This window comes from Pseudomonas sp. TAA207, from assembly GCF_001529285.1.
In the GTDB taxonomy this organism is placed as follows: Bacteria; Pseudomonadota; Gammaproteobacteria; order Pseudomonadales; family Pseudomonadaceae; genus Aquipseudomonas; species Aquipseudomonas weihenstephanensis.
The window spans coordinates 66,980-82,366 of record NZ_LLWJ01000056.1; the positions used below are offsets into that span (position 1 = coordinate 66,980).

Below are 15,387 nucleotides of genomic sequence, written 5' to 3' on the forward strand. Positions count from 1 at the left end.
AATGCCGCGCGCAACGACAGGCGTGCAGGCAAAACGGCTACGCAGGCGCCGAACCCAAGCCTGCGGTGGTGCGGGTCCGTCCTTCCAGACGACGTTTCAAACCGCGTGGCTCGATCATCAGTGTCGAGCTGCTGGCCGCATTGGCTCGCTGCCACTCCTCAAACAACTCCAGGCAGGAATGGTCGATGTAACTCAGGTTACTCAGCGGTACATGTACGGTGCTGCCCGCAGGCACTCGCGCTAACGTGCGGGTGAGGGCCGGGACTTTGAGAAACGTCGCCGCACCGGTGAGGCGCAGTTCCAGTTCGTTGGGTTGAGGCAGCTCGATCAGGCTTATTTTCAGGCGTGCGGCGTTCCAGGCCAGGTTGGCCAGGGTCAGGGCAAAACCGATCAGCACGCCGCTGAGCAAGTCCATGAAAATGATCGCCAGCGCGGTGGCCGCGTAGGTGAACTTCGGCATGCGGCCATAGCGCGCCAAACCGCGAAAGGCTTTGAGGTCCACCAATTTGAAGCCGGTATACACCAACACGCCCGCCAGGCTGGCCACCGGAATGCTTTGCAACACACTGGACAGCAGCATCACAAATGCCAGCAACCACACGCCGTGCAGCATGGCAGAAAGCCGCGTGGTGGCACCTGCCTGTACGTTGGCGGAGCTGCGCACAATCACGCCGGTCATGGGCAGTGCACCGAGCAGACCGCAGAGCATGTTGCCGACGCCTTGGGCGCACAGCTCTTTGTCAAAGTCCGAGCGTTGACCATTGTGCATGCGGTCTACGGCGGCGGCGGATAACAGCGTTTCGGCACTGGCGATGAACGCGACTGTGAACGCAGCCAGCAGCAGTGTCGGGTCGGCCAGGTTCAACAGGTCGGCGGGACGCAGCCAGTCGATGGCATCGGCAAGATTTTCCGGGACCTCAACACGTTTGACGGGCAAGCTCAGCAGCAAGCTGAACCCGGTAGTCAGCCCTACGCCTAGCAAGGCGCCGGGCACAAAGCGCAGGCGCTGCGGGCGAAACTTGTCCCATAGCCACATCACCAGAATGGTGCTCAACCCCAGTAAACCGGCTTGCCAGCCCAGTCCGCCGCCCAAGGTCGGGATCGCGGCCATGAGCGCTGGCGCAAAGCCGCTGAGGTTTTCCAGCCCGGAAGGCTTGGGTACGCCGTCCAACATGACATGCACTTGCGATAACACGATGAGTACGCCGATCCCGGCGAGCATGCCGTACACCACCGCCGGTGCCGTCACCCGGAACCAGCAACCCAGGCGCAAACGCCCGGCCAGCAGTTGCACAAGCCCCGCCAACAGCAGGATAGGGCCGAGCATGGCAATGCCATGTTGACGGACGATTTCGAACACCAGCACCGCCAGTCCCGCTGCCGGCCCGCTGACTTGCAACGGTGAGCCGGCCATCCAGCCGACCACCAGCCCGCCGATGATGCCTGTGATCAACCCTTTGGCGGGCGGCATGCCCGATGCGATGGCGATGCCCATGCACAAGGGCAACGCCACCAGAAATACCACCACCGAAGCCAATAACTCCCGCGGCAAGACGGCTTTTAATTGTTCTGCACGCATGGCAACTTTCCCCAGCATGTTTTAGACACAGCAAGGCCTGACTGGGTATGCGCCAGTCACTGCTTTGCAAGGTCGGGAATGGTTAGAAGCGCGCTTTGGGCGTCGCCGATGGAATGGCCTGCACGTCGTTCAAGGGCAGAAAAGCCCCTTGCAACGCGTCGTAGGCTTTAATCCCGCCGGTTTCGATGTCGTAGATCCAGCCGTGGATGAACAATTGTCCGTTGGCCATGCGCGACGCAACGCTGGGGTGAGTGCGCAGGTGTTGCAGTTGCGCGATCACGTTTTCTTCCGTCAGGCGGTGCATGCTTTCGGATTCATCGGCGCAGCCGCAGTTTTCATGAACCATGGTCTTGGCCACTTCTGCATGGCGCAACCAGGCTTTGACGGTGGGCATGGCGTGCAGGGTGTCGGGGTTGAGCACGCCGCGCATGGCCCCACAATCGGAATGTCCGCATACGATGATGTGCTGCACGCCCAGGACCAGGCTGGCGTATTCGATGGCGGTTGAAACACCGCCGTTCATTTGCCCGTAAGGCGGCACCACGTTACCGACATTTCGGGTGACAAATAAATCGCCGGGAGCGCTTTGAGTGATGAGTTCGGGCACGATTCTGGAATCGGCGCAGGCAATGAACATGGCGCGGGGACGTTGGGCGGTGGCGAGTTTTTTGAACAGGTCTTTCTGTTGCGGAAAGACCTCGTGCTGAAAGTGCAGAAACCCTTCGACTATGAGCTGTAGCGCTGCATCGGCGTGTTCGGCCGGGTGGGGGGCAGTAGCTACAGCTAACGGCTGATTATCCTTGGTACTCATCATTCATCCTCTTTGGCAAAGCGGAGAGATTTCCGCTTGTGTCCAGAAAAAAGTCATCAGCGACTCGAATGAAAAAGTACCGTTTGAAGCTTAACTCAAACTGAATTAACCGCTCTGGCACAAGGCTTTCATGATGGCATTGAGCAATCGCGACGGGCCGTGAACAGCGCTGTGCAGGGGCAATTCAGGTTCGCCCCAGCACACCGGTTGAGCAGGACGTTATGCCGGTTTCAAAGCAACCACATACCCACCAGTCCACTCACCACACCCACCAGCATGGTCATCAATGCGACGCTGACCAGCACGCGGGCATCAAAGTCTTTGCGCAGCATCAACAGCGACGGCAAGCTCACGCTGGGCAAGGTCATCAGCAGGGCCACGGCAGGTGCGGTGCCCATGCCCAGCGCCATCATGGTTTGCACGATCGGAATTTCAGCCGCGGTCGGGATCACAAACAAAGTGCCGACAATTGCCAATGGCACCAGCCACATCAGGCTGTCGCTCATGGCGCCATCGACGTGAGGGAACAGCCACACACGGGCCGCGCCCAGTAGCAATACCGCCAGCAGGTACACCGGGATGGTGTTCCAGAACAGCTGCCACAAGGTTTGGCCCCAGCGCACAAAGAAATGTTGCTGATCAATCTGGCTGGCCTGGGACACAGCCTCCAGCGCGGCGTCGGGGATGTTTTCGGGGCGTGAGATGCGTTGCGCAATCATCGACACACCGAGCACCAATACAATGCCTGCTACCAAACGCAGCGCGCTAAACCCCCAACCCAGGACAAAGCCCATGAATACCAATGTGGCCGGATTAAGCACCGGGTTGGCGATCCAGAACGCGAGCGCTGCGCCGACCGAGACTTTTTGTCGGCGCATGCCTGCTGCCACGGGGGCTGCACAGCACGTACACATCATGCCCGGCAACGCGAACAGCCCGCCGCGCAAGGTTGAGCCGAACCCGGCTTTGCCGAACAAGCGCAGTAACCAGTCACGAGGGATCAGCACCTGGATCAGTGAGCCGAGAATGACCGCCAGCACGGCGGCTTTCCAGATCGCCAGAAAATACACCTTGGCGTAGGCCAGGGCCGCTGCAATGGGTTCGCCCTGATTGTCGTTGAGGATTGAAGCGCCGATGCTGTGATTGTCAGCGGCGACAAAGGCTTTGAAGTAGTACGGCGACCACTTGACGTAGTACAGGCCAATGCCTGCGATCAGCAGGAATAACAGCGGTTTCCACCAGAATGACCAGCCTCTGGAAGGTTGGGCTGAGGAGATACTGGGCATAAACAGTTACCGGACATGAGGAAATAGCGACGCATCATACGCCAAACCTGCGTGCGGTTTACGCCAGCGAGCAGGCCGGTCGCGCGTGCGGTGCGCGGTCGGCCTGCGCGCTTACAAGGTTCGGATCGAAGTGCTGATGGCCCGCGCGCACTGGATGATCGCCGAGCTCATTTTGTCTTCGGCCTCTTCCATGCTCCAGCGACTGCTGGGGGCGACCACGTGCACCGCCGCCACAGGCGTGCCATTGCTGCCATAAATCGGCGCTGCCAGGGTCATGTCGCCGAGGAACATTTCTTCCTTGTTGGTGGCATAGCCTTTGATGCGTGCGGTGAGAATGCGCTCAAAAATGGCCGCCGGGTCCGTGAGGGTGTAGTGAGTGAAGGCGGTGATCTCACTGGCGTTGAGAATGGCATGAACGTCTTCATCGGCCAGCCCACTTAAATAGGCACGGCCACCGCCGCTTAGATACATCGGTATCCGGCTGCCAATCGGCATGTGAATGGGGATGAACTTGGGGGCCGCAAAGCGCGCCACAAACACCATGGACACTCCGTCGGGTTCAGTCAGGTTGACCGTCTCGCCAGTGAGCTGATTGAGTTCAGCCAGGTAGGGATTTGCAACATCGACCAGTATGTCGGCGGCTAAATAGTTGTAGCCGATCTCCATAACTTTGGGCGTTAACTGGAAACGCCTGCTCTGCGGGTGTTTGCGCACATAGCCAAGTTCTTCCAGGGTGTGCACCATGCGTTGCGCCGAGCTTTTACTGATACCGGCGACCTGTGCAATGTCCGCCAGGTTCATGGTGCGTCGAGCTGCGCCAAAGCCTCTCAAGACTGCGAGGCCCTTCTCCAAAGACTGATTGAAAAGGGGGTTGTTGTGATCGCTCATGGCGCTTCCTTGGCGTTGATTAAAGCTATAAGTATCGATATGCGATACCTACAAATCTCTTTACGATTTATGTAAATTGTTTATAGTCGATGGCGGCTTTTTACACCAGAGGGTGAATCAGCTGTTTTGAATGCGTTATCAGGATAGTAAAAGCGACCACAGGGAGATTCGCTATGCATAAAAAATTTCAAGTGCTCACGCTCGTGTGCGCAATCACCGCGGGCCTGATGGGATCAGCCAGTGTTGTTGCAGAGCCGGTGTATAAAGTGGGGGCCACGGCAACTGGTATTCCCTTCACCTTTCTCAACGTCAAGACGGGTGTCACTGAAGGCATGATGATCGATGCCATCCAGGCCATCGGTAAAGCGGGCGGGTTCGAGACCGATATACAACAAAGCGTATTTGCCGCGCTGATCCCTTCGCTGACGTCCAACAAGATCGATCTGATTTCCGCTGCCATGCTCAAAACGCCTGTGCGTGAGAAAGTGGTGCAGTTCTCTGACCCAATCTACAGCTACGGTGAAGGTCTGATCCTGCGTGAAGACGACAACACCGTCTACAAAAGCATGGATGACCTGGCCGGTGAAGTGGTCGGCGCGCAGGTGGGTTCGGTGTTTATTGAAGCGCTGAACAAGCATGGCGGCTTCAAGGAAGTGCGCAGTTATGACTCGGTTGCCGACATGATGAGTGACCTGAGACTGGGTCGTATCAAGGCCGCTTTCGGTGATCACCCTATCGTTGCCTACCAAATGGCAACCAACCCTCGCGCGACCAAGGGCCTGAAGCTGTCGAGCACCTATGTGCCGGTCGTCGTGGGTGATGTCTGTATCGTGTTGCGTAAAGACGATCCCGAGACCCTCGCTCAGGTGAACAAAGGTATTGCCGCAATCAAGGCCGATGGCTCGCTTGAACGCATCATCAAGCAGTGGAAGCTCAACTGATGGTTCCTCGGCCCGCCACTGATTGCGGGCCGTTTCATGTGTTGTTTTGCGGGTAGCTTATGTTTCTCCAGGACGCGTTGGACTTCCTCCCCATTTTGTTGAAAGGGGCGGTGGTCACTGTGCAAGTCACTGCGGGATCGTTCGTGCTGAGTTCACTGATCGGTCTTGTATTCGCGCTGATGATGGTTTCCAAAATACGGGCCGTTGCGTTGTTCGCCATTGGCGTGGTCAACGTGATCCGTGGCCTGCCCATCATCGTGCAGTTGTTTTACATCTACTTCGTTTTACCTGACTTCGGCATCCAGCTCAGTGCCATGCAGGCCGGTGTCATTGGTTTGGGTATCGCCTACTCGGCGTACCAGGCAGAAAATTTCCGGGCCGGCATTCAAGCCATTGATCACGGCCAGATCGAAGCGGCCGAGTCGATTGGCATGCGTGGGCTGATGATCATGCGCCGCGTGGTGTTGCCCCAGGCCTTTCGCATTGCCTTGCCGCCTTATGGCAACACCTTGGTGATGATGCTCAAAGACTCCTCATTGGTGTCGACCATCACCGTGGCGGAAATGACCCGCCAGGGCCAACTGATCGCCTCTTCGACCTTTGAAAACATGACCGTGTACACCTTGGTGGCGCTGCTTTACCTGTCGATGAGCCTGCCGTTGTCTTATGGCTTGCGCCGTATAGAAGCGCGCTTTGCAACGCGGAGAGCCTCATGATCGAACTCAGGGGTGTGCACAAGAGTTTTAGCGGTGTGCCGGTGCTTGAAGGCGTAGACCTGTGCGTTGATCAAGGTGAAGTGGTGTGTTTGATCGGTCCTTCGGGATCGGGTAAGTCGACCTTGCTGCGCTGTATCAATGGCCTTGAGAGTTACAGTCAGGGCGACATTCTGGTCAGCGGTCAACGGGTCGACCGTCACGATAAAAGCATTCATTTGTTGCGCACGCGCGTGGCGATGGTCTTCCAGCGCTTCAATCTGTTTCCGCACCGTACGGCGCTGGAAAACGTGATGGAGGGGCCGATTTACGTCTTGAAAAAAACACCGCAAGAGGCGCGTGAGCAGGCGCAAGCGCTGATGGAGAAAGTCGGTCTTGCGCATCGGATGAATGCTTACCCGGATGCACTGTCCGGCGGGCAGCAACAGCGTGTGGCGATTGCCCGGGCGCTGGCAATGAACCCGCAGGCGATTTTATTCGATGAGCCGACCTCGGCCCTCGATCCGGAATTGGTGGGTGAGGTGCTGGCTGTCATGCGGCGTCTGGCCGATGAAGGCATGACCATGATTGTCGTGACCCATGAAATGGGCTTTGCCCGTGACGTCGCCGATAAAGTGTGCTTTTTGCACAGCGGACAGATCGTGGAGTCAGGGCCTGCGCAAACCGTTCTCAGTGCCCCGCAACATCCGCGCACTCAGGATTTCCTGCGGCGCTTGCTCAATCAGACGGGTGAGGTGCAACCATGAAGTCCACGGCTAGCGGGCAATTGCCACCTTCGCTGTGGTCCGCCACAGCCCGCCCTGGCGCATCAACGCCACCTTTGTGTGAAAACAAGCACGTCGATGTCGCGATTGTCGGCGCCGGTTACACCGGTCTGGTCACGGCACTGCGGTTGGCCGAAGCGGGCGTGAGCGTCTGTGTGCTTGATGCCGGTGAGCCGGGTTGGGGAGCATCGGGGCGCAACGGCGGCCAAGTGATTCCCGGGCTCAAATACGACCCCGAGCAACTGATTCAACGCTTCGGTGAAGAGCGCGGTGAACGAATTATCGAGACCTGCGGGGGGGCTGCTGATGAAGTGTTTTCATTGATCCGCGAATACAGCATTGCCTGTGAAGCCAGTCGCAAAGGCTGGATTCAACCCGCTGTATCTGCGGTGTCGATGAAAGCGCTGGAACACCGGGCTAAACAGTGGCAGCAGCGTGGCGTTGCCGCCCACATACTGGACCACGCCGAGGTCAGTCAGCGGCTGGGCACGCAAAATTATTTGGGCGGTTGGGTCGACCCGCGCGCGGGCAGCTTGCACCCGTTGAACTATGTACGGGGGTTGGCCAAGTCTGCATTGGGTCGCGGCGTCACGATTCACAGCCAGAGCCGGGTGACTGATTTGCGCCGAATCGGTGCGCAATGGCAGTTGACCACCGCTCAAGGCAGTACCGTGAACGCCGAGCGTGTGGTGCTGGCCACCAACGGTTATACCGATGGTTTATGGCCGGGGCTGCGTCAGACCGTGCTGGCGGCCAACAGTTTTATCATCGCCACCCGTCCGCTGCCGCTTGAGCTGCGCAAAACCATCTTGCCCGGTGGAGAGGTGTGCTCGGATGCGCGGCGTTTGTTGTTGTATTTCAAGATGGACGCGCAAGGTCGTTTATTGCTCGGCGGTCGTGGACCGTTTGCCGAGCCGACTCGCACCGGTGACTGGGGGCATTTGGAGCGCTCGTTGGTCATGCTGTTTCCGCAATTGGCCGGGGTGCCTATCGAGTACCGCTGGAGCGGGCGTATTGCTCTGAACCAGAGCGTGTTGCCACAGTTGCATGAGCCACAACCGGGGTTGTCGATTTTGCTGGGTTACAACGGGCGCGGGATCGCCATGTCGACCATGCTCGGCAAGCACCTCGCCGCGCGTGTAGTGGGGGCTGAAAGCGACTTCCCGTTCCCGGTCACGCCGATCCGCACCATTCCGTTTCACAGCTTGCAGCGCTTGTACGTGGCAGCAGGAATCACCTACTACCGGATGCTCGACGCCTTGAATTGATGATCACGCCTCTGCAAGCCCGCGTTTGCACCGGGGCTTGCAGGTGCGTGCTGATCAATCGTCGGTCTTGATGGTGGCCACGTCATCGGCCTTGACCTTGATGTGCTTGCCGGCGATGTCGACGAATTCGTAAAAGCCATCCTTGGTTTTGGTTTTCGGCATGTCTTTAGTCAGGTATTGCGTACCGTTTTGCAGCGTGACCACGCTCGGTGAGGCACAACCGGCCAGAGTCAGCATTGCCACTATGACCATGGGTAAGCCGATAACGTTGATCTTCATGCAAGCTCCTTGAACATCCGAAAGTAAAGGGTTAAGCGCGCCGGGCTTCGTGCAACAGCCAGCGCTGGAAAATAACTGCTGCCTCTGACAACGTTTTATGCCGAGAGTGCACCAAATAGTCGGCATTGCCGCTGATATATTCATACGCACCCGCGCGCCGCAGTGCGCCTGAATCAATTTTGTCGCGCACCATGAAATCCCACCCCAGGCCAATTCCCATCCCTTGCACGATGGCTTGATACGCCAAGGTGATCTGGTTGAAGGTCGGCCGCTGGGGCGCGGGTGTGTGTTCAAGCCCGAAGTGGCGAAACCAGTCGCGCCAATCCATGCAGTTCCAGCCTGATGAATCCAACTCAATCAGGGGCAGGGCCTGCAAGTCTGACGGTGTGATGATCTGGGGCAAGTGGACGGCGGGACTGACCACCGGGTACACGCACTCGGCAAACAACGGTTGGGCATTCAATGATGACCAATTGCCATTGCCGTACAGAATCGAGAAATCGTAATCCGCTGTGCTGGATTCGTCCATGCCATTGTTGGCGTGGATATTGACGGTGATGCCAGGGTGCGCCGTGTTAAATGCCAACAGCCGTGGAAACAACCAAAACTGTGCCACCGCGTGGGTGCACAGCACGGTCACTGCATTGGGTGCATGTTGCACTTTGATGCGATTGACGCTGTGTTGCAGGCGTTCAAGTAAGGTGCTGACCTCGCCGAACAGGCTGGCCCCGGCGCGGGTCAAACTGACCCCACGGGGCTGGCGTTCGAACAGCGCCAACTTGAGATGATCCTCAAGGGCACGCATTTGTTTGCTCACCGCGCTTTGGGTCAGGCACAGCTCGCTGGCGGCGCGGGTAAAGCTGCCATTGCGCCCGACGGCTTCAAAGGTGATGAGCGTGTCCAGCGGCGGTAAGTGTTTGAGGTATCGGCTCAAGCTAGCTCCTGAGTGGCGTAGCAGCTGCCCCCGGCTGCGTTCGTTGGTTAAGCGACCGTCAGTGTTTCTATAGGCCGTGGATGGCGTCGTTGTAACGCATTCCCCAGCGGAATGCCAGCATGCCGAATGATCCTTTGTGCATGACCCCATGCCTGCTTAATCTTCCCGCATATTGATCGGTATGAGAGAGCGACATGAAGCGCGGGATAGTCTATGCAGGCATGGCAGGTGCTGTGTGGGGGCTGGTGTTTCTGGTGCCTGAATTACTTCCTGAGTTCAGTCCGCTTTTGCTCAGTTGCGGGCGCTTTATCGTGTATGGCGCAGTCTCGCTCCTGCTCATCCTGCCTGATGCCAGGCGCTTGATCACGCAACTGAGCGGACGGGATGTGCTGATGCTGGTCAAGCTAGCCCTGTTAGGGAATCTGATTTATTACATGCTGCTGTCGGCTTCGATTCAGGGCGTGGGTATCGCAGTGGCCTCGTTGATTGTCGGGGTGTTGCCCTTGAGCATTACCTGGATGGGGCGCAGCGATAGCGGGGCAGTGCCGCTTGCGCGGTTGATCCGGCCCTTATTGCTGGTGGTGGCCGGCATGTTGTGCATCAACCTTGAGGCATTGTTTGGCACCGGTGTGCAGCAGCCTTTGGCGAACAAAGTGTTGGGGATTGCGTGCGGTATCGGCGCGTTGGTCTGCTGGACCTGGTTCGCCACCGAGAATGCGCGTTTTTTGAAGTGCAGTGCGTTCAGTAGTGGTGAATGGTCGAGCTTGTGGGGCGTTGTGACCGGCGCGCTGGGTGCCGTGATCTGGGGCATGGCGAGCGCGCTGTCGCTGGACGCCGCACGCATCGAGGTCAGCGATCAGCGCTGGCAGATGTTCTGGCTGATCAACCTGGCGAGTGCGGTGCTGGGCTCCTGGTTTGGCAACAGGATGTGGAACGCCTCTACCCGACGTCTTCCATTGACGTTAAGCGGGCAACTGATTGTGTTTGAAACGGTGTTTGCGCTGTTGTATGGCTTTGTCTACCTGCAACGCTGGCCTACGTTACTTGAGGCGCTGGCGGTGACGCTGCTGCTGGGAGGCGTCAGTTGGGCCGTGCGCTGCCATGCGCCGACCCGCGCGGCTCTGGCGTAATCAGGTCGGGCAGGCTTTGGCACCGTTATTCAGGCCTTGATGGTCAACACGGCTCACCAACGTGGCGTTGCCGTTATGCCAAGTCAGGGTCAGTACATATAAAGAGTCAAAGTCGTTGTCTGCCCAATCTTCAGTCAGCGACATTGTTTTACCCGTTGCCTTGGCGGCAACCGTGTTGATCAATTCGGGCAGGTAGCCATGGGACCAGGCCGTGTAGATGGTTGCGTTGTGGTACTTGTCATCGGTCAGTTCAGCGGCCAGTTGACGGGTGTCATTGGCTGAAAAGGCCAGATTGATCGGCAAGCCCAATTTGATCGCGCTGGGGTTGATGGTCATCATCGGGCGCACGTAGCTGTAGGCATCATCGTCGATGCCTTCTTCAACCTCGCGTGAAGGGTTGGCTGCAAACACATAATCCGCTTTGCCATATTTTTGCGGCAGTAGCGTGGCCAGATCGATGGCGCGATTCAGGCCCTGACAGGTGAGTTGACCAAGTCCGTCGGCCGGTTTTTCGGCGTGGCGCATGAATACCAGGGTTTGCACGCCATTGGCAGGTTGCGCAAAAGCGTCTTCAACATGGGAGGACAGGCTGACGGCGCCTGCGATCAGTAACAGCGGGATCGCGGCGAGTGCGAGGCGAGGTTTCTTCCAGGTGAGCGGGATCATGGGGGTCTTCTGTGTGAATCCGGGCGAGTGCGCTCCTTGCCGTACAAACACCGAAGTGCCCGTCATCCCTGAACAAAGTGTTTATTAGACGCCTGTTTTGAGATTGGTTCGTTTGCCCTTTAGTCGCACACGTAACCGAATGCGTCTGCGGGTTTGATCTGTGCACTGGTCAGACTCAATTCAATTGGCCATCATTGAAGCGCATTCACTTTCATGAGGTTCGCCCGATGCTGCCTGTTGCGCGTAGACGTCCGATCAATCCACTGCATGTGCGCGTGCGAGCGTGGCGCGGGCGGGTAGGGCTGGGACTGGTCGGGAGCCTGTCGGTGTTGGCTGGGATGACCGATGCCATCGGATTTTTGGCCACTGGCGATTTTGTCTCATTCATGAGTGGTAACACCACGCGGTTGGCGGTGGCCATCAGTCAGGGCGATCTCAGCTTGATCGTGCGACTGGCCTTGGCGGTACTGGCCTTCATCGCGGGCAATACGTTGGGTATTTTACTGGGACGCTGGGGCGGCCGCCGTGCCTTGCCTTTGATGCTGGGTATCGCCGGATTGCTCTGTGGTGCCGCGTTATTGCCCTTTGAGTCGCAAGTACCTGCCTTACTGGCTGCGATAGTGGCGATGGGCATGCTTAATGCGGCGGTGGAGCAAGTCAACGGGCTGCCGGTCGGGCTGACCTACGTGACGGGCGCGTTGTCGCGTTTCGGCCGTGGCCTGGGGCGTTGGCTGTTGGGTGAGCGGCGTAGCGGGTGGCGCGTGCAGTTGGTGCCTTGGAGCGGCATGTTGCTGGGGGCGGTGCTCGGCGCAGTGCTCGAAGCGCATTTCGGGGTCAAAGCCTTGCTGTTCAGTGCAGGTTTTGCCGCATTGCTCGGCGTTGTCTCGCTGAAAATTCCACGGCGCTGGCAGCGCGATTACATGCCGCGTTAAGCGTCTGTTTCCGCTGTTGCGGCGCATGCGTAGCTGAGCGCCAGGCAAACAAGCGGTAAAAAACCCGGAGATGCTCCGGGTTTTTTGGTTACAGCGCAGGGTTATCAGCTGTAACGGTCAACTTTGATCAGTTCAGCCCCGGTTTGAGCGTTTTCCCAGGTCAGGGTCAGGGTTTGCAGTACTTTCGCCATGTAGTCTTTGTCCGCCGCGGCTTTTTTACCGACGTAGCCCTGGCCGCGGCGGTACATTTTCAGTCGTGCACGCATTTGAGGGTGCTGTTTTTCGAACTCTGTTTCTTCTGCACATGCCGCAACAGGGTCAACACGTACATCGCCAGCTTCGCTGATCCACACAATATGGTCATTGTGTGTGTCTTTACGAATGGCGAACAGTTCAGCCAGTTCGTTAACAGTCGGTTGATTATTCAGGTTCATAGCTAACTCCTTGACCACTCGTTGATCTGTCTAATTGATTCGCGCAACTGCGTTTGCAGCGCTACGCAGTGTCCATCTAAAGCAGATCCAGCCTTGAGTGCGTCCTATGTAGTAGTTGGTGTTGTCTGCTACATAAGCGTTTTTAACGATGAAGCTTAGCGAGAACCCCTATGCCTGAGAGGCTTACTGCATCAGCCACAAGCCTATTGAGGACGTTTCGCTAGCCTCTGTCGCCTAAAACGCGGACGATCAAGCCAGGTCAGCTTCATCAATTCTGCCTTGTGGGCAGTACCTGTCCCGGAACAGCCCGACGGTTCGTCGAGCGTGCTTACAACTACTTTTTTCAACGCTTCCGGTGGGGAAGACGTCTGCATCATGCAAGGGCAAAAAGCCGTCGTCAATACATATGTAGTGATTATTTTAGAGCACTACATATGTGACTTATGAGTCTGTTTTGAGCATGCCGGTCATCCCTCGGGAACCGTTCTTGCTGCGGGTGTGATCGTGCTTTGTATGGCCCGCGGCAAGGTCTAATGCCTGCGGGCAGGCCCGCTCTGCTAGTATCTGGCGCTTTGATATCTATTAAAGGTGCCCTATGAGCGAGCCGATTCGCCTGACGCAGTACAGCCACGGAGCGGGTTGTGGATGTAAAATTTCGCCTCAGGTGCTTGAAGTCATCCTCGCCGGCAGCGGCGCGCAACACCTTGATCCAAATTTGTGGGTCGGTAATGCGTCGCGTGACGATGCGGCGGTGTATGCCCTGGATGACGAACGTGGCGTGGTCTCGACCACCGATTTCTTTATGCCTATCGTCGATGATCCCTATGATTTCGGCCGAATTGCGGCCACCAACGCCATCAGCGACATCTACGCGATGGGGGGCGATCCGCTGATGGCCATTGCCATTTTGGGCTGGCCGGTGAATGTGCTGGCGCCCGAAGTGGCCCGCGAAGTGATTCGCGGCGGTCGTGCCGTGTGTGATGAGGCGGGCATCCCGCTGGCCGGTGGGCACTCGATTGACACCCCCGAACCGATTTTTGGTCTGGCAGTGACGGGCGTCGTCAATAAGCGCCAAATGAAGCGCAATGACACGGCAACCGCCGGATGCTTGTTGTACCTGACCAAACCCTTGGGCATCGGCATCCTCACCACCGCCGAAAAGAAAGGCAAATTACGCCCCGAGGATGTTGGCGTAGCGCGTGACTGGATGTGCACGCTGAACAAAATCGGCAGTCAGTTTGCCAAACTGGAGGGCGTCACCGCGATGACGGATGTCACCGGTTTTGGCCTGCTTGGGCACTTGGTGGAGATGGCCGATGGCAGTGGCCTGAGCGCGAAAATTGAATACGCCAAGGTGCCGCGCCTGGACTCGGTGGAGTACTACCTGGAACAAGGTTGTGTGCCGGGTGGCACGTTGCGCAATTTTGATAGCTACGCGAGCAAGATTTCGCCGGTGCAAGAGCTGCACAAGCGCGTGCTGTGCGACCCGCAAACCAGTGGCGGCCTGTTGGTAGCTGTCAGCGCGGACGGCAACGAAGCCTTCCTGCAAATGGCGCGTGACAATGGTTTGAACCTTCAGCCTATCGGCCAGTTGGTTGAGCGACAGACGTACGCGGTTGAGGTTTCATGATGGCTCATGACATAACCGACTTGCGCGATCTGTTCATCAACGATCGGCCGATGATGGACACCCGCGCGCCGATTGAATTTCACAAGGGTGCATTCCCCGGCGTGGTCAATTTGCCGCTCATGACTGACCATGAACGCGAACGCGTGGGTACGTGTTACAAGCAACAAGGCCAGCAAGCGGCGGTGGTACTGGGGCATCAACTGGTTTCGGGTGCGACCAAGGCCGAGCGATTGCAGGCGTGGGCAGATTTTGCGCGGGCCAACCCTGAAGGGTGCCTGTATTGTTTTCGCGGTGGCATGCGTTCGCAAATCGTCCAACAGTGGCTCAAGGACGAGGCCGGGATCAATTACCCGCGCATCACCGGCGGCTATAAAGCGCTGCGTACCTTCTTGATTCAAACCCTCGACGATGCCGTTGCACAGTGCGATCTGCTGGTGTTGGGCGGCATGACTGGCACGGGTAAAACCGATGTGCTGGTGCAACTGGACAATGCGTTGGACCTTGAAGGGCATGCCAATCATCGTGGCTCCAGTTTTGGCAAGCGCGCAACCGGACAACCGTCCAACATTGATTTCGAAAACCGCTTGGCCATTGATGTGCTGAAAAAGCGCGACAAAGGGCTCGAACGCTTCGTGCTCGAAGACGAAAGCCGAACGGTGGGCAGTTGCGCCTTGCCGCTGGCGCTTTACCAAACCATGCAGACCGCGCCCATGGTGTGGCTGGAAGACAGCGTTCACAGTCGGGTTGAGCGCATCCTGCGCGATTACGTGATTGAGTTGTGTGCTGAATTTACCGCCAAAAATGGCGATCACGGTTTCACATTGTTTTCTCAGCGGTTGCTGGAAAGCCTGGCAAACATTCAAAAACGCCTCGGTGGCGAGCGTTATCAGCGCTTGCACGATGTGATGAACAGCGCGCTGCAAGAGCAGGCGCGTTGCGGCTCGGTAGATTTACACCGGGTGTGGATCGAAGGCTTGCTGCGTGAATATTACGATCCGATGTACGCCTTTCAGCGTGAGAAAAAGGCCGGGCGCATCGCATTTGCCGGTGACCAGGCCGCCGTGCTTGATTACTTGCGCCATCAAAAAACCAGTTAATCCCCCCACGTCTCAGACATATTGCAGTGGTCGGT

The 15,387-nt window shown here is 57.6% G+C and carries 16 protein-coding genes; 8 read left to right on the forward strand and 8 right to left on the reverse strand.

Going from position 1 to position 15,387, the window contains the following annotated elements; translation table 11 throughout:
• Positions 1–37: 37 nt before the first annotated feature.
• The 4 genes from AP059_RS05070 to AP059_RS05085 all read right to left on the reverse strand — a co-directional run bounded on the left by AP059_RS05070 (position 38) and on the right by AP059_RS05085 (position 4,564).
• The gene (locus tag AP059_RS05070) at positions 38–1,579 is read right to left on the reverse strand and encodes a SulP family inorganic anion transporter (RefSeq protein WP_059762203.1); all 1,542 of its coding nucleotides are present in this window, start codon (positions 1,577–1,579) and stop codon (positions 38–40) included.
• An 82-nt stretch (positions 1,580–1,661) separates the two neighbouring features.
• On the reverse strand, positions 1,662–2,390 hold the full coding sequence (locus AP059_RS05075) for a carbonic anhydrase (protein ID WP_059762204.1): 729 nt from the start codon (positions 2,388–2,390) through the stop codon (positions 1,662–1,664).
• Between the two features lie 230 nt (positions 2,391–2,620).
• Positions 2,621–3,676 carry a permease gene (locus AP059_RS05080; RefSeq protein ID WP_059762179.1) on the reverse strand — a complete coding sequence of 352 codons (1,056 nt, stop codon included), beginning with the start codon at positions 3,674–3,676 and terminating at the stop codon, positions 2,621–2,623.
• A 111-nt stretch (positions 3,677–3,787) separates the two neighbouring features.
• Positions 3,788–4,564 carry an IclR family transcriptional regulator gene (locus tag AP059_RS05085; RefSeq protein WP_059762180.1) on the reverse strand — a complete coding sequence of 259 codons (777 nt, stop codon included), beginning with the start codon at positions 4,562–4,564 and terminating at the stop codon, positions 3,788–3,790.
• A 173-nt stretch (positions 4,565–4,737) separates the two neighbouring features.
• Here AP059_RS05085 and AP059_RS05090 point away from each other — a divergent pair, with 173 nt between their 5' ends.
• The 4 genes from AP059_RS05090 to AP059_RS05105 are packed head-to-tail and all read left to right on the forward strand — an operon-like array spanning position 4,738 to position 8,250.
• Positions 4,738–5,505, forward strand: coding sequence for an ABC transporter substrate-binding protein (locus AP059_RS05090; RefSeq protein ID WP_048365467.1), 768 nt, complete (start codon positions 4,738–4,740; stop codon positions 5,503–5,505).
• A 59-nt stretch (positions 5,506–5,564) separates the two neighbouring features.
• Positions 5,565–6,221, forward strand: a complete 657-nt coding sequence (locus AP059_RS05095) for an amino acid ABC transporter permease (protein WP_048365468.1) — start codon at positions 5,565–5,567, stop codon at positions 6,219–6,221.
• Positions 6,218–6,964 (forward strand): amino acid ABC transporter ATP-binding protein, encoded by a 747-nt coding sequence (locus tag AP059_RS05100; protein WP_059762181.1) that lies wholly within the window; start codon positions 6,218–6,220, stop codon positions 6,962–6,964. The genes AP059_RS05095 and AP059_RS05100 overlap by 4 nt, the downstream gene beginning before the upstream one ends.
• Positions 6,961–8,250 carry an NAD(P)/FAD-dependent oxidoreductase gene (locus AP059_RS05105; RefSeq protein ID WP_059762182.1) on the forward strand — a complete coding sequence of 430 codons (1,290 nt, stop codon included), beginning with the start codon at positions 6,961–6,963 and terminating at the stop codon, positions 8,248–8,250. The genes AP059_RS05100 and AP059_RS05105 overlap by 4 nt, the downstream gene beginning before the upstream one ends.
• A gap of 54 nt (positions 8,251–8,304) precedes the next feature.
• Here the strand turns inward: AP059_RS05105 and AP059_RS05110 are convergent, their stop codons facing one another.
• Both AP059_RS05110 and AP059_RS05115 read right to left on the reverse strand, forming a co-directional pair.
• Positions 8,305–8,529: a YgdI/YgdR family lipoprotein gene (locus AP059_RS05110; protein ID WP_048365471.1), complete on the reverse strand. Its 225-nt coding sequence runs from the start codon at positions 8,527–8,529 to the stop codon at positions 8,305–8,307.
• A 31-nt stretch (positions 8,530–8,560) separates the two neighbouring features.
• Positions 8,561–9,463 (reverse strand): LysR substrate-binding domain-containing protein, encoded by a 903-nt coding sequence (locus tag AP059_RS05115; RefSeq protein WP_059762183.1) that lies wholly within the window; start codon positions 9,461–9,463, stop codon positions 8,561–8,563.
• Between the two features lie 194 nt (positions 9,464–9,657).
• Here AP059_RS05115 and AP059_RS05120 point away from each other — a divergent pair, with 194 nt between their 5' ends.
• Positions 9,658–10,593: a DMT family transporter gene (locus AP059_RS05120; RefSeq protein WP_059762184.1), complete on the forward strand. Its 936-nt coding sequence runs from the start codon at positions 9,658–9,660 to the stop codon at positions 10,591–10,593.
• Here the strand turns inward: AP059_RS05120 and AP059_RS05125 are convergent, their stop codons facing one another.
• On the reverse strand, positions 10,594–11,259 hold the full coding sequence (locus AP059_RS05125; RefSeq protein ID WP_059762185.1) for a histidine phosphatase family protein: 666 nt from the start codon (positions 11,257–11,259) through the stop codon (positions 10,594–10,596).
• Between the two features lie 227 nt (positions 11,260–11,486).
• On the opposite strand from AP059_RS05125, the gene AP059_RS05130 reads away from it, so the two are divergent.
• Positions 11,487–12,191, forward strand: a complete 705-nt coding sequence (locus AP059_RS05130) for a YoaK family protein (protein WP_059762186.1) — start codon at positions 11,487–11,489, stop codon at positions 12,189–12,191.
• 104 nt (positions 12,192–12,295) lie between these two features.
• Here the strand turns inward: AP059_RS05130 and AP059_RS05135 are convergent, their stop codons facing one another.
• The gene (locus AP059_RS05135) at positions 12,296–12,625 is read right to left on the reverse strand and encodes a hypothetical protein (protein ID WP_059762187.1); all 330 of its coding nucleotides are present in this window, start codon (positions 12,623–12,625) and stop codon (positions 12,296–12,298) included.
• 595 nt (positions 12,626–13,220) lie between these two features.
• Here AP059_RS05135 and selD point away from each other — a divergent pair.
• Positions 13,221–14,255, forward strand: a complete 1,035-nt coding sequence (selD, locus tag AP059_RS05140) for a selenide, water dikinase SelD (RefSeq protein ID WP_059762188.1) — start codon at positions 13,221–13,223, stop codon at positions 14,253–14,255.
• Positions 14,255–15,352: a tRNA 2-selenouridine(34) synthase MnmH gene (gene mnmH, locus AP059_RS05145; RefSeq protein WP_059762205.1), complete on the forward strand. Its 1,098-nt coding sequence runs from the start codon at positions 14,255–14,257 to the stop codon at positions 15,350–15,352. The genes selD and mnmH overlap by 1 nt, the downstream gene beginning before the upstream one ends.
• The last annotated feature ends 35 nt before the right edge of the window (positions 15,353–15,387 follow it).